This window comes from Azospirillum sp. TSO22-1, assembly GCF_003116015.1.
In the GTDB taxonomy this organism is placed as follows: Bacteria; Pseudomonadota; Alphaproteobacteria; order Azospirillales; family Azospirillaceae; genus Azospirillum.
This window is the reverse complement of record NZ_LGQZ01000072.1, coordinates 30780-43721: the sequence shown is the minus strand read 5'-3', so window position 1 is coordinate 43721 and position 12942 is coordinate 30780. Positions and strand designations below refer to the sequence as shown.

15 protein-coding genes are annotated in these 12942 nt (G+C 70.1%); 6 read left to right on the top strand and 9 right to left on the bottom strand.

Annotated features, from left to right (window positions below; all coding sequences use genetic code 11):
• Window positions 1-99: 99 nt before the first annotated feature.
• Window positions 100-1590, top strand: coding sequence for a cytochrome c oxidase accessory protein CcoG (gene ccoG / locus TSO221_RS18545; RefSeq protein ID WP_109120001.1), 1491 nt, complete (start codon window positions 100-102; stop codon window positions 1588-1590).
• Between the two features lie 213 nt (window positions 1591-1803).
• Complete coding sequence (locus tag TSO221_RS18540; RefSeq protein ID WP_109120000.1) at window positions 1804-2193, top strand: DUF983 domain-containing protein; 390 nt, start codon at window positions 1804-1806, stop codon at window positions 2191-2193.
• A 73-nt stretch (window positions 2194-2266) separates the two neighbouring features.
• Here TSO221_RS18540 and TSO221_RS18535 read toward each other — a convergent pair whose 3' ends face one another.
• The 3 genes from TSO221_RS18535 to TSO221_RS18525 form a co-directional block, all read right to left on the bottom strand.
• Window positions 2267-2893, bottom strand: a complete 627-nt coding sequence (locus TSO221_RS18535; RefSeq protein ID WP_109119999.1) for a response regulator — start codon at window positions 2891-2893, stop codon at window positions 2267-2269.
• Complete coding sequence (locus tag TSO221_RS18530; RefSeq protein WP_247878122.1) at window positions 2890-4491, bottom strand: ATP-binding protein; 1602 nt, start codon at window positions 4489-4491, stop codon at window positions 2890-2892. The genes TSO221_RS18535 and TSO221_RS18530 overlap by 4 nt, the downstream gene beginning before the upstream one ends.
• Window positions 4492-4656: 165 nt before the next feature.
• Window positions 4657-5916, bottom strand: coding sequence for a Glu/Leu/Phe/Val dehydrogenase (locus TSO221_RS18525; RefSeq protein ID WP_109119998.1), 1260 nt, complete (start codon window positions 5914-5916; stop codon window positions 4657-4659).
• Between the two features lie 470 nt (window positions 5917-6386).
• Between TSO221_RS18525 and TSO221_RS36455 the strand changes: the two genes are divergently transcribed.
• The 3 genes from TSO221_RS36455 to TSO221_RS18510 all read left to right on the top strand — a co-directional run bounded on the left by TSO221_RS36455 (window position 6387) and on the right by TSO221_RS18510 (window position 7839).
• Window positions 6387-6602 (top strand): hypothetical protein, encoded by a 216-nt coding sequence (locus tag TSO221_RS36455; protein ID WP_247878121.1) that lies wholly within the window; start codon window positions 6387-6389, stop codon window positions 6600-6602.
• A 36-nt stretch (window positions 6603-6638) separates the two neighbouring features.
• Window positions 6639-7037: a nucleoside diphosphate kinase regulator gene (gene rnk, locus TSO221_RS18515; protein WP_109119996.1), complete on the top strand. Its 399-nt coding sequence runs from the start codon at window positions 6639-6641 to the stop codon at window positions 7035-7037.
• A gap of 91 nt (window positions 7038-7128) precedes the next feature.
• Window positions 7129-7839 carry a 2OG-Fe dioxygenase family protein gene (locus TSO221_RS18510; RefSeq protein WP_109119995.1) on the top strand — a complete coding sequence of 237 codons (711 nt, stop codon included), beginning with the start codon at window positions 7129-7131 and terminating at the stop codon, window positions 7837-7839.
• On the opposite strand, the gene TSO221_RS18505 is transcribed toward TSO221_RS18510, so the two are convergent.
• The 6 genes from TSO221_RS18505 to TSO221_RS18480 are packed head-to-tail and all read right to left on the bottom strand — an operon-like array spanning window position 7840 to window position 11693.
• A complete protein-coding gene (locus TSO221_RS18505) occupies window positions 7840-9906 on the bottom strand; it encodes a heavy metal translocating P-type ATPase (protein ID WP_109119994.1) in 2067 nt (688 codons plus the stop codon).
• Window positions 9903-10244: a YtxH domain-containing protein gene (locus TSO221_RS18500; RefSeq protein WP_109119993.1), complete on the bottom strand. Its 342-nt coding sequence runs from the start codon at window positions 10242-10244 to the stop codon at window positions 9903-9905. Before TSO221_RS18500 ends, TSO221_RS18505 begins: the two co-directional genes overlap by 4 nt.
• A complete protein-coding gene (locus TSO221_RS18495) occupies window positions 10237-10578 on the bottom strand; it encodes a hypothetical protein (RefSeq protein WP_109119992.1) in 342 nt (113 codons plus the stop codon). The genes TSO221_RS18500 and TSO221_RS18495 overlap by 8 nt, the downstream gene beginning before the upstream one ends.
• A complete protein-coding gene (locus TSO221_RS18490; RefSeq protein WP_109119991.1) occupies window positions 10575-10907 on the bottom strand; it encodes a hypothetical protein in 333 nt (110 codons plus the stop codon). Before TSO221_RS18490 ends, TSO221_RS18495 begins: the two co-directional genes overlap by 4 nt.
• A gap of 19 nt (window positions 10908-10926) precedes the next feature.
• Window positions 10927-11247, bottom strand: a complete 321-nt coding sequence (locus TSO221_RS18485) for a hypothetical protein (protein ID WP_109119990.1) — start codon at window positions 11245-11247, stop codon at window positions 10927-10929.
• Entirely contained in the window at window positions 11244-11693 is a 450-nt protein-coding gene (locus TSO221_RS18480) for an HMA2 domain-containing protein (protein ID WP_109119989.1), read from the bottom strand. Before TSO221_RS18480 ends, TSO221_RS18485 begins: the two co-directional genes overlap by 4 nt.
• Before the next feature lie 262 nt (window positions 11694-11955).
• Between TSO221_RS18480 and TSO221_RS18475 the strand changes: the two genes are divergently transcribed.
• Window positions 11956-12942, top strand: a complete 987-nt coding sequence (locus TSO221_RS18475; RefSeq protein WP_109119988.1) for an MqnA/MqnD/SBP family protein — start codon at window positions 11956-11958, stop codon at window positions 12940-12942.

Below are 12942 nucleotides of genomic sequence, written 5' to 3'. Positions count from 1 at the left end.
CATACAAATACGTGGAACGTGACGAAGGACCCGCGTGATCGCCGGATGACGGCCGGACCGGCTGCGCCTTCGCAAAAAACACAGCCACGAAGGCATCCTATGCAGAAACTCGCCCGGTCCCTGCGCGGGGATCACCGGAACGCCGCGCCCACCCCGGCGGCGCCGGCTCCCGCCCCGCTCTACGCGTCCCACAGGAAGATCTATCCGAAGGCCGTCCGGGGGCGGTTTCGGCGGGTCAAATGGGTCCTCGCCGCCGTGCTCCTGGCGACCTACTCGGCCCTGCCCTGGCTGAGCTGGGACCGCGGCCCGGGCCTGCCGGACCAGGCGGTGCTGCTCGACCTCGACGCCCAGCGCTTTCACCTGTTCGGCATCGAGCTGTGGCCACAGCACATCTACTACGTCACCGGCGCCATGATCCTGGCGGCGGTCGGGCTGTTCCTGGCGACCGCGCTGGCCGGCCGGGTCTGGTGCGGCTACGCCTGCCCGCAGACCGTGTGGACGGACCTGTTCGTCCTGGTCGAGGAGTGGATCGAGGGGGACCGCGGCGCCCGCATCCGGCTCGACAACGGGCCGCGCACCGCCGCCTGGTTTGCCAGGAAGGCGGCCAAGCACGCGGTCTGGATGCTGATCGCGGCGGTCACCGGCGGCACGGCCATCCTCTACTTCATCGACGCGCACGGCTTTCTGGCCGATCTGGCACGGCTTGAGGCATCGCCGCTGGCGCTTGGCTGGATGCTGTTCATGGCGGCCTGCACCTACGCCATGGCCGGTTTCATGCGCGAGCAGATGTGCCGCTATGTCTGCCCCTGGCCGCGCTTCCAGGCCGCCATGCTCGACGACGAAAGCCTCGTCGTCACCTATCAGGACTGGCGGGGCGAGGGGCGGGCGCCGCTGCGCAAGGACCGGAGCTGGGAGGCGCGCCACCTCTCGGGCTTGGGTGATTGCATCGATTGCGGGGCGTGCGTGCATGTTTGCCCGACCGGGATCGACATTCGCGACGGGCTGCAGATGGACTGCATCAGTTGCGGCCTGTGCGTCGACGCGTGCGACGACGTGATGCGGCGCATCGGCCGGCCGGGCGGGCTGATCCGCTACGACACCGAGGCGGCCCAGGCCGCCAAGGCGGAATCCCGCACGCCAGCGCCGTACCGTTTGGTGCGCCCGCGCACCATCGTCTACACGCTGCTCCTGGTCATTGTCGCCGGCATGATGGCGACGGGGCTCGTGCTGAAGCCGACCGTCGATGTCGCCGTCCTGCGCGACCGCGCGCCGCTGTTCGTGACGCTCGCCGACGCTAGCGTCCAGAACAGCTATGTCGTCAAGATCTCCAACATGAGCCACCGGCCGCAGACCTATCGGCTGGCCGTGTCCGGCATCGACGGCGTCACGGTGACGGGACCGGGGACGGACGCGCTGCCGGGTGGAGCGCTGGCCCTTTCGGCCGAAGCGGACAGCGTGCAGACCTACCGCATCCACGTCCGGTCCCCGGCCACGGCGGTCAGCGCCCCGTCCACACCGTTGAGCTTCACCCTGACCGGCACGACCGACGGCACGTCGCTGCACGTCGGCACGGTGTTCCTGGCCCCCTGAAGCGCCCCGAAACGAGGAGCTCGTGCCATGAAGAATTCTTCCGAGGCGATGCGCCCCGTGCGGGGACTGCTCGACAGGCTGGCCAGGAAGCGGCTCTGGGCATTGGATCGCCTGTGAAAACCGGATGGCAGCCATGCCGATTGACTGTGCCGATCGACACAATCAATACATACATTGTTTGACGGTTATGATGCAGGCAATCTGGAGGATGGCATGACGACGGAGCCGCAGCCCCTCGCGAAGACGTCTTTCGAGCTGGGAACGAAGGGGCGTTGTCCACGCTGCCACAAGGGGCGCATCTTCGATGGCTTTTTGAAGCTGGCCTCGCGCTGTGAGGTGTGCGGGCTCGACTACTCGTTCGCTGATCCGGCCGATGGCCCGGCGTTCTTTGCGATGTCCATCGCGAGTTTTCCGATCGTCGGCTTCGCCGCTTGGCTGGAGCTCGCGCTGCACGTGCCACTGCTGATCAACATAGTCCTGACGTCCGTGCTCATCATTGGGGTCTGCTGCGCCTTGCTGCGCCCTCTGAAGGGCTGGCTCGTGTGCTCGCAGTACATCAACAAGGCTGAAGAAGGGCGCCTTGCCGCAACGGACGGCGAGTAGTCCATTGCCTGAGATACAGCGCGTCCTCCACAGACGGCAGGAAGGACGATGCACGCGATGGGGCGGCGGGCGTTTACGGCGCGTGCATCCAGAGGCGCAAAAGTTCCGGGACCGTGCGTATGTCAAGTTTGCCGAGGATGTTCGCGCGGTGGGTTTCCACCGTGCGGACGCCGATGCCCAAACGGTTCGCGATCGCCTTGTTGGAGCAGCCTTCGACCATCAGTCCGGCGACGTCGCGTTCACGGGGGCTCAGGCGCGCCAGCTTCGCCAGGGCGGAGGCCGCGGCGGAGCGGTCGCGGCGCTGGGTAAAGTCGCGCTGCAGGGCCTCGTGCACGCGGCGCAGGAAGACGTCGTCATCGAAGGGTTTTTCCAGGAAGTCGACCGCGCCGGCCCGCAGGGCGGTGACGGCGGAGCTCACTTCGCCGTGGGCGGTGATGATGATGAGCGGAAGGCTGCCGCCACGCCGCGACAGCTCTTCCTGAAGCTCGAGGCCGTCCATGAAGGGCATGCGCAGATCGGCCACGACGCAGCCCGGCTGCTCCGGGCTGTAGCGGTGCAGGAACTCCAGCGCACTGGCGAAGGTGCGGGCGGACAGGCCGGCCACCTCGATCAGGGCGGCCAAGGCGTCGCGCACGGCCTCGTCGTCGTCGATGATGAAGACGACGGGTTCCACGGCAGCGGGATCGGGGGCTTCGGTCATGGGGCGGACGGACTTTCCGGTGCCGCGGGGAGGAACACCTGGAAGACGGAGCCAGCCGCCGAGGTGCGGGCCAGCCGCAGCCAGCCGCCATGGCCTTCGACGATGGAGCGGCAAATCGGCAGGCCGAGCCCCATGCCCGCCGACTTCGTGGTTGCGAACGGCGAATACAGGCGCTCGACCATGTCGGCGGCGACACCGGGGCCGGTGTCCTCGACGTCGAAGATCAGGCCATCGTGCGCCTCGGCACGGACGCGGAGGATGACCTCGCGGACCGGGCTGCCGGCCGCCGCGATGGCTTCGATGCTGTTGTGCACGAGATTGAGGAGCACTTGCTCGATTTGGACGCGGTCACACAGCACCGGCGGCAGCGGTTCGGCCATGTCCACCCGCAAAACGACCCGGTTGTAAGAGGCATCCGCCCGCACCAGCGCCAGGGTCTCGCGCACCACGTCGGCAGCCGGTTCCGGCGCCAGCTGCGGCGTGCCCTTGCGCAGGAAGGTGCGCAGGCCGCGGATGACCTCGCCGGCCCGCTCCGCCTGGCGCACCGCCTTGTCGATGAGGTCCTGGGCGCGTGGTGGGGTGTCGCTGCTGTCCAGAACCCGCTGAGCGGCGCGTGCGTAGCTGATGGCCGCCAGCAGCGGCTGGTTCAATTCGTGGGCCAGGGCGGACGCCATCTCGCCGGTCACCGCCAGCCGGGCGGCGTGGGCCAGTTCGGCCTCGTGCTCGCGCAGCCGCGCCTCGACCTCGCGCCGCTCGCTGACCAGAGCGCCGAGGAACAGGGCGGTGATCGCCAGCGCCAGCATCAGGGTCTGGTGATAGACGACGGCGTGCAGGGGGAACCCGATGACCTGCAGGCCGGCAATCAGGCCGATCTGGATGGTCAGGGCAGCCAGAACCGCTCCCGACAGGCCGTGCGATACGGCGACCCAGACCAACGGCAGGAACAGGACGTAGAACAGGTTGAACTGGTCGTTGCCGATGGGCAGGAAGACGATCACCAGGGCCGCTGTGATGGCCGCCGTCTGAACCGCGGAGGGCACCGTCGGCAGACTCCAGGCGGGTGTGCGTTCCGGCCCGTAGAGGAGGAGCAGGAACGGCGTGACCACGGCGATGCCGATCACATCGCCCAGCCAGTACTGGAAGGCCAGCATCGGAAGGTCGGCCGCCGCGAGGGCGCCATCCAGGACGAACACGCCGACGAAGGCGGGCGCCACCACGGCGGCGCTCAGGAAGGTGACGCCGACCAGCCTGCCGACGTCGCGCACCCGGTTCAGGGCCAGATCGATCGACACCCGGCGGCGCAGGATCTGGGCGGCGCCGCCGTACCCCGCGACGATGACGAGGTTCGAGAGCAGCAGCGACGCGGTCGACGCCGGATGCCCGCGCACCACCAGGTCGGCCAGCACCAGCATGGCGAAGACCATCGGCGCACCGCGCACCCCGGTCCACAGCAGCAGGGCCACGTACAGGCCGGCCGGCGGATTCCACGGGGTGATGTTCAGGCTCGGCCGCGCGTGGATGAAGGTCAGCCAGTCGATGGGCAGGTAGGCCGCCAGGAAGGCGAGCGACAGCACGAGCATGTCGCGGCCGGTCGGCATGGCCGGGAGCGGCGCATCCAGGGCCCTGCTGGCGGACGGGAAAGGCATTTCCAGGACAGTCTTTCGGACGGGACGGGTGGGCAGGCCCGGACTATACCGCTGCGCGGGATGCTCGCCCACTGCACGGAAGGGAGCCCGGCGGCCCCCTTCCCTGAGCGGTTCCGCTCAACCGATGAAGAACGGCTGCGTGCCGTGCGCGGCGATGGCGCTCGACAGCCTCTCCAGCGCGTGGGCGTAGGCCGCCGTGCGCATGGAGATGCCCTTGCCCGTGCGCATGCTCCACACCCGGCGGCCCTCGGTCTCCATGATCGCGCGGAGGCGGTCGTGGATCTCCTCCAGGTTCCAGTAGTAGCCCTGGCGGTTCTGCACCCACTCGAAGTAGGAGACCGTCACGCCGCCGGCGTTCGCCAGGATGTCGGGCAGGACGATGACGCCCGCCTTCTCCAGGATGCGGTCGGCCTCGGGGGTGATCGGGCCGTTGGCGAGTTCGAGGACGATGCGGGCCTTGATGTGGCCGGCGTTGCCCTTGTGGATCTGGTCCTCCAGGGCCGCGGGGACCAGCACGTCGCAGGGCATGCCCAGCAGATCCGTCTCGGTCACGGCGTGCACGCCGCCCTCGGTGTAGGCGGTCACGGAGCCGCCGCGCTCCTTCGCCGCCTGCACCGCGTGCGGATCCAGCCCGTGCTCGCAGACGATGGCTCCCCGCGAATCCGACAGGCCGACGATGCGATAGCCGTCCGCGTGCAGCAGGCGGGCGATGTGGAATCCCGCGTTGCCGTAGCCCTGGACCACCACGCGCTTGGCCGTGCCGGCCAAGCCCAGATCCGTTTCCAGATGCTTGAGCAGGTAGAAGCCACCGCGCGCCGTCGCATCGTCGCGCCCCAGGGAGCCGCCGAGCGGCAGGGGCTTGCCGGTGATGACGGCCGGGCTCGGCTGGCGGACGATGGAACTGTACTCGTCGGCCATCCATCCCATGATCATGGCATTGGTGTAGACGTCCGGGGCCGGGATGTCGCGGTCGGGTCCGATCATGCCGGCGAAGGCCTGCACGTAGGACCGCGACAGGCGCTCCAGCTCGGACTTGGAGAGGCTGTGCGGGTCCACCTTCACCGCGCCCTTGCCGCCGCCATAGGGCAGGTTCATCACCGCGCACTTGAACGTCATCCAGAACGCCAGCGTGGTCACCTCCTCCACGTTGGAACTCGGATGGAAGCGGATGCCGCCCTTGGTCGGGCCGCGGGTGTCGTCATAGCGGCAGCGCCAGGCGGGGAACGAGCGGCGCGATCCATCGTCCATGCGCACGGACAGGCGGACGCTCAGGGTTTCCTTTGGGTATTTCAGCTTCTCAAGGACCTCGGAATCCACGTCCACGTGCTTCGCGGCCTCGTCCAGGCGGCTCAGTGCCCCCGAAAGCAGATCGTCCATCGTTTCGTCCCTTGTCGTCTCGGTCAGGAGCGCCGAAGGCGGGCTGCAAGCATGGGGAAGGTTCCGCTTGCCGCCTCTCAGGCATAGGACTGTTCTTGTAATCGGGAAAAACCCGGACCGTAATATCCGTAACATTACGGAGCCGGCGCAAGTTCTTGGATTTGCACGATATTTTTCGCCAGGAATGCTTGTGTCATGTTTTCCGTAATCATACGGATGGCGTCCGGCGGCGCATGTGGACGAGACTTCATTGTGGCCTGCACCGCAGCCGCCGCGCATTCGAGGATGTATCCATGACCGAGGGAGCTGACAGACCGCTGATCTGGATCGGGCGTTCGGACTACGGACGCTTGCTGCGGGCTGCGGAGTGGTTGGCCGCGCGGGCTCCCGAGGTATCGGCGCTCCTGTCCGGGGAGCTGGTCCGTGCAATCGTCCGCTCCGATGGCGATCTGCCCCCGATGCTCGTACGCATGAGCAGCCGTGTGCTGTTCCGCCGTGCCGACGGCATGCCGCTGGAGTGGGGCGAACTGGCGTATCCGGACCAGCCGCCCGGGGACGGGCGGGTCACCGTCGCCTCGCCTCTGGGCGTAGCCCTGCTCGGCCTGCGCGAAGGAGCCCGGATGCCCTACGTCGATGCGGATGGGACCCGGCGCTGGCTCTCGGTCGAGCGCGTCCTGCCGGCCTGAGCCGCTTCTCCCTGTTTGCCTCCACAGGATTGGATCATGAACACGACGCCGAGCCAGGGCCAATTGCCGGCCATCACCTTGACGGACACCGTTCAGGAGCGGCTGTCGGAACTTGCCGCCGCCGCCGGGGATCGGCTGCCCGAACTGGCCGAATTCCTGGAACGTGAGCTGGACCGCGCCTGCGTGGTGCCGGACGATGCCTTGCCGCCGTCGACCGTTACCATCGGCTCGCGCGTCACGTTCGTGGACTGCGACACCAGACAGCGGCACACCGTCACCCTGGTGTGGCCCGTGGAGGAAGATGCAATGCGTTACCGGCTGTCCATTATGACGCCGGTGGGTGCGGCGCTGGTCGGCCTTCACACCGGCCAGAGCATCGGCTGGAAGACCCGCATGGGAGCGTGGCGCCGACTGAAGGTGGAGAGTGTGCGTTAGCCTTGTGGGATTGTGCATCGGCGCCGCTTTGCCTTAACCTCGGCCGACGGCGCCGATCGCCATCGGCCCAAGTAAGGTTGTCGTGGTGAGTATGCTCCACCGCATTCAGCAAGCGATCACCGCCGACGGCTTTTCCTTCGTGCCCGCGTCCACTGTGGAGGGTTTGCTCGCCGCGGCGGGTTCGCGGGATTGGGAAGGGTTCAGCCGCAGTTGGGACGATCTCGGGTTGGACACCTACATGGCCGACGGCGGGCGTTACCGCCGGAGGCGCCATGCCTGTTTTTCGCTGTCGCGGCACGGGGCCGTGCGAAAGCCGCACCAGCCGCATTACCAGAGCCGGGACTACAACCGGCTGAACGGCGGCATCGAGCGGTGGTTCGACCCGGTCGACGAGGCCATGGCCGGTCATGCGGTCATGCAGGCGGTCCTGCGAACCGGCTTCGAACTCTTCGATCCCCTCACCCCTGTGGAGATTCGCCCGCCGGCATGGCACGCGGAAGTCCACCAGTTCCGGATCGAGGCCAGTCCCGCCCAGCCAGGCTGCCCCACACCGGAAGGCATGCATCGGGACGGCGTGGATTGGGTTCTCGTCATGCTCGTTCAGCGTGAGAACGTTGCGCGCGGCACGACGACGATTCTGGATGCGGCCGGACGTACGCTTGGAAGTTTCACCCTCACGTCGCCCATGGATGTGGCCGTCGTCGATGACGGGCGTGTCTTTCACGGCGTGACGCCGGTGGTTCCGGTGGACCCGACACGGCCGGCCCATCGCGACGTCCTCGTCGTGACCCTGCGGCGATAGTCAGCGCCGGAGCGCGTTCAGCAGGATGCCGATGGTGGTGCCGTTGTGCAGGACCGCCGTGGCGACCGGCGACAGCAGGTTGAGCGCGGCCGCGCCGAGGATCGCCGTGTTCAGGCCCACCGTCAGGCGGTAATTGGTGGCGATCAGCGCCATGGCGGCGTTGGCGGCCTCCTTGGCGTCGGCGACCCGCTCGATACGGTCCTCCAGCAGCGCGATGTCGGCGGTCAGGCGGGCGATGTCGGCGCCCTTCTGCATGGCGATGCCGACGTGCGCGCCGGCCAGCGCCGGAGCGTCGTTGATGCCGTCGCCGACGAAGGCGATGCGCGCGCCCTCGCCGGCCAGCCGCTCGACGATGCGCGCCTTGTCCTCGGGCAGCAGCTCGGCGTGGACGTCGTCGAGGTCGAGGAGGTCGGCCATCTCGGCGGCGCGCTCGCGGTGGTCGCCGGTCAGCAGCAGGATCCGCTTGGCCCCGGCGCGGCGCAGGCGGGCGATGGTGGCAGCGCTGGCGGCGCGCACGCTGTCCTTCAGCGCCAGGATGCCGACCAGCCGGCCGCCGAAGCCGATGAACAGCAGCGTCTTGCCCTCCTGGTACAGGCGGGCGACCGTCGCGTCGTGCGCTCGGCAGTCGATGGCCTCGTCCTCCTCGACGAAGTGGCGCGAGCCGACGACGATGCGCTGGCCGTCGATGACGCTGGCGACTCCGTGGGCGACGATGAACTGCACCTCCTGGTGGTCGAAATGGCGGTTGAGGGTGGTCTCCCGCGCCGCCGCCACCACCGCCATGGCGAGCGGGTGGAAGTAGTGCTCCTCCACCGAGGCGGCCAGGCAGATCAGATCCTCCGGGCTGTAGGCCTTGTCGAAGGTGATGGAGTCCGTCACGTCCAGCACGCCGGTGGTCAGCGTGCCGGTCTTGTCGAAGATGAAGGTATCGGCCTGGGCCAGCCGCTCCAGCGCGCTGGCGCCCTTGACCAGGATGCCGGCCTTGCCGGCGCCGTACATGGCCGACTTGAAGGCGACCGGCGTGGCCAGCTTCAGCGCGCAGGAATAGTCCGCCTGCAGCACCGAGGCGGCGCTGCGCCAGTCGCCGGTCAGCACCGCCGACGCTCCGGCCAGCTTCAGCACCGTCGGCACCAGCCGGTCGGCGAGGCGGGCGGCCTCCAGCTGCGCCTCGCTCTTGGCGGTCAGCGACTGCTCGACGTAGTCGGCGATGCGGGCGGCGGCGGTGTGGCTGCCGACCTGCTCGGCGTAGACGACCAGCCGGCCGTCCTCCATCAGCGTGCCGGACAGCACGGTGTCGCCGCGCTCCTTGGCCGCCGACACGCTCTCCCCGGTCATCGCCGCCTGGTTGACGGTGGCGCTGCCGCTCAGCACGGTGCCGTCCACCGGAATCACCGCGCCCGCCCCGACCACGACGGAGTCGCCCACCGCCACCGAGGCGGCGGGCACCAGCACCTCCACGCCATCGCGCAATACCCACACCTCGTCGCTCGCCGGGCGCAGCAGGTGCTTCAGCAGCTCGTCGGACCGGCGGGCGATGGACTCCTCCAGGTACTCGCCGAGGGCGAGCATGAAGGTGGTGGTGTTGGCGGCAATGAAGTCGCTGCGCGCCAGCGAGATGGACACCGCCATCGCCTCCAGCACGTGCGAGGTGACGCCCTCGCGCCGGTAGATCCCCGCCGCCTGCCGCAGCAGCGGCAGCGCCGCGGCCAGCGACACCGGCAGGCGCAGCGGCATCGGCAGCAGAAAGCCGCCCAGCAGCGTGGCGAGGCTGCGCACCAGCTGCGCGCCGTCCGGGGCATCGCCGGCCTTGCCCGTCTCGGCCGGCGCGGGCAGCGCGGCGATGGCGGCGGCCAGCGCCGCGTCGTCGGCACTGCGGTCGTGATGGACGACCAGCGAGCGCGCGGCGGCGTTCACCCGCACCGCCTCCACCCCATCCAGGCGCTCCACCGCACGGCGGAGCGTCGCCTCGTCCGCGGGCGTTCCGGGCCGGCAGGCGTAGCGCAGCCGCAGCCGGCCGGGTACCCGGTGGACGGGGGCGAGCTGGTGGAACCAGGGCGCCGCGGTCATAACCCGGCGGCCTGCTCCGCCTGCAGCTCGGCCTGGAGGTCGGCGACCTGTTCCTTCATCTCGGCCAGCCCGCCGGCAAGGGTGCCGTACAGCGACAGGCCCGACTTGATCAGCTTGCCGCGCAGTTCCTCATCGGAGAGCACGTAGGCGGCTGCAGCACCAATCAGCGCGCCGACCAGGAACTGCTCCGACGGGCGGCCGGGCAGCAGGCGCGACAGCCCGGCCATCAGGCTCTGGCCCTGCTGCGGCTGTGCGGTTGCGGCGCCGTTGGCGGCCATCATCGCCTCCAGCTGGCGCTGCCGCTTCTTCCATTTCTTCGCTTTGTTCTTCTTAGCCAAGGCGGCTCTCCTCGATGTCGGGGGCGTCGGCGCCCCGGGAATTCAGCAGGTGCTCGACGACGAGCACCCCCGCGCTGCCGGCGGCGACCGCCAGCAGCGCCGTGGCATAGTCGCGGGCGCGCAGCGCGTCGGCGGCGGCGGCGCCGGCGGCCAGCGCGGTGCCGCCCTGCAGCGCGTAGCGCACCACCTTGCGGCGCGACGGCGGCGCGGTGCCGGCGGCCCAGCGTTCCTGCACGGCGGTCAGCAGGGCGGTGGCGACCACGCCGCGGGTGAAGTTGCCGGCGATCTCGCCCGGCGCCAGGGCGGTTGCCGCGCGGCGCTTGCCGGTCTTCATGCCTCACCGTCGGCGGCCGGGCGGGCGGCCTTCGCCTTGCGCGGCCGGCGGCGCGGCGGGCGCGGTGAAGGCTCCTCGGCCGCCGGTGCTTCGGGCGCGGCGGTCTCGGGCTCCGGCGCCAGCTTGGCGCGGAGGCGGGCGGAGGTGCTCTCGACCGCCGACAGGCCGGACAGCGTGGCTTCACGCACCGCGCTCTGCGCGCGGTCGAGGCCGACCTTGCCCGACGCGGTGGCGGCCTTCAGGTTCTGCGGGAGGTCGGCGCGCTTGAGCAGCCGGACCCCGACCGCGCCGGCGATCAGGCCCGAGGCGAAGACGAGCAACGGGTACATGGGGCGTTCCTTTCCTTCTTCATGGCGCCGCCGCCGTGACGCTGCGCAGCAGCGCCTCGGCGCCGGCGCTGGTCCGGCCGGCGAGGAGGTCCGTCCAGGCCGACGGCGGGATCAGTGTGGGGTCGTACTCCACGGTGCAGGAGCGGGCGAGCGGGTTGAGCGCGACCGAGCGGACACCCGCCACCCCGCGCAGCGCGCGATCCAGCGCGGCGGCGTCGCCGGCCGCCGCGGCCAGCTCCGGCCCCGGCTCGGCGGCCAGCTTCAGCCGCACGCGGCCTGGGATGTGGTGGGCGATGCGCAGCGAGGCGGCCAGCCGCCTCACGAGGTCGGTGGTCGTCATTGGAACAGGCGCCGGCGATGGTTGACGATGTGGACGAGCATCAGCGCGACGAACAGCATCCCCGCCCCGGCGTGCGCGCGCCGGCCGACCGTCAGCGCCGCCAGCGTCGCCGCCATGCTGCCGAGCATGCCGATCTTCGCCGCGCGATTGATCCGCGATGCCATGGGCCGCATCGCCGACGCGGGGGTGGCGGCCGGCGCCGCGCCGGGATCCAGCCCCGCCACGGCGGCGACGCGGGCCTCGGCTTCGGCGGGATCCAGCGCCGCCGGGTCGTAGAGCACCAGCAGGCTGCCGACCGCGGGGTTGCTCTCGGCCACGCGCAGGCCGTCCACGGCGGCCAGACGGTCCGCCACGTCGCGGTGATGGTCCGACCGGCGCAAGGTGGGGTGGCGCAAACGGATTCGTCCGGGCACCGCCGAGACGATGGCGCTGGTGTGCGCGCTCATGCGCTCACCTCATGGGCTGAGGAGCGTGGGGAGCGCGGAATCCGGCAGTTTGCTGCCGCGCCGTGTGGGGGCAGCCATAATGAAGCGAGGGTTCACGGCCCGCAATGAGGCGAAGCGTCGCAAGCCCCCGGAATGGGCGGCGATGCGTCATCACGCCGCACCATCACTTAATATTGCGAATGATTTTCATCCGCATATCATGATACGGATTGCGGGCCGTGAAGAATTCCGCGCACGGCAGCATCGCTGCACAGGTCCGCCCATGTCCCCGATCACCCGCCGCACCATGCTCGTCGGCATGGCCACGACCTTGTCGGCGCCCGCCCTCGTCTCCGCACCGGCGATGGCGCCCTTGGAGGAGCTGGTGCTCTGGGGACCGCCGGCGGGGCCGTCGGTGACCCTGCTGCACGCCATCGCCTCGGGGGCGTTCCGCGAGCTGGCGGGCAACGTGACGTTCAAGGCGTGGCGCAGCCCGGACGAGCTGCGCGCCGGGCTCACCTCGGGCACCATGCGGACCTTCGTGCTGCCGACCCAGTCCGCCGCCAACCTGTTCAACAAGGGGCTGGGCGTCCGGCTGGTCAACGTGATGTCCAACGGGCTGCTCTACCTCGTCGCGGCGGACCCGTCGCTGACCTCGATCGCCGCGCTGAAGGGCCGGACGGTCGCCGTTCCCTTCCGCAACGACACCACCGACGTGCTGTTCCGGCGCCTGCTGGCGGCCGAAGGCCTGGCGCCCGACACCGGGGTCGCCGTCCAGTTCACCGGCAGCCCGATGGAGGCGGTGCAGCTCCTGCTCACCGGGCGCGCCGACGCCGCGCTGCTGCCGGAACCGGTGGCCACCGCCGCGATCCTGCGCGCCGGAATGGCCGGAACGTCACTGGCGCGGGTCATCGACGTCCAGCAGGCATGGAGCAAGGCCACCGGCCTGCCGCCGACGCTGCCGCAGGCCGGCCTGGGGGTGTCGGCCGCGTTCCTGGAGGCGCATGCCCCGGTGGTCGAGGCGCTGCACGACGCGTTGGTCGCCGCGACTGCTTCGGCGAACGCCGACCCGGCGCGCGCCGCCGGCGATGCGGCCGGGCCGCTCGGCCTGCCGGCGCCGGTGGTCGCGGCGGCGATCCCGCACTCCAACCTCGTGGCCGTCCGCGCCAGCGCGGCGCGCCCGGCGCTGGAGGCGGTGTTCCGCGCGGTGGCGGAGTCCGACCCGAAGATCATCGGCGGCAAGCTCCCCGCCGCCGAGTTCTACCTGTAG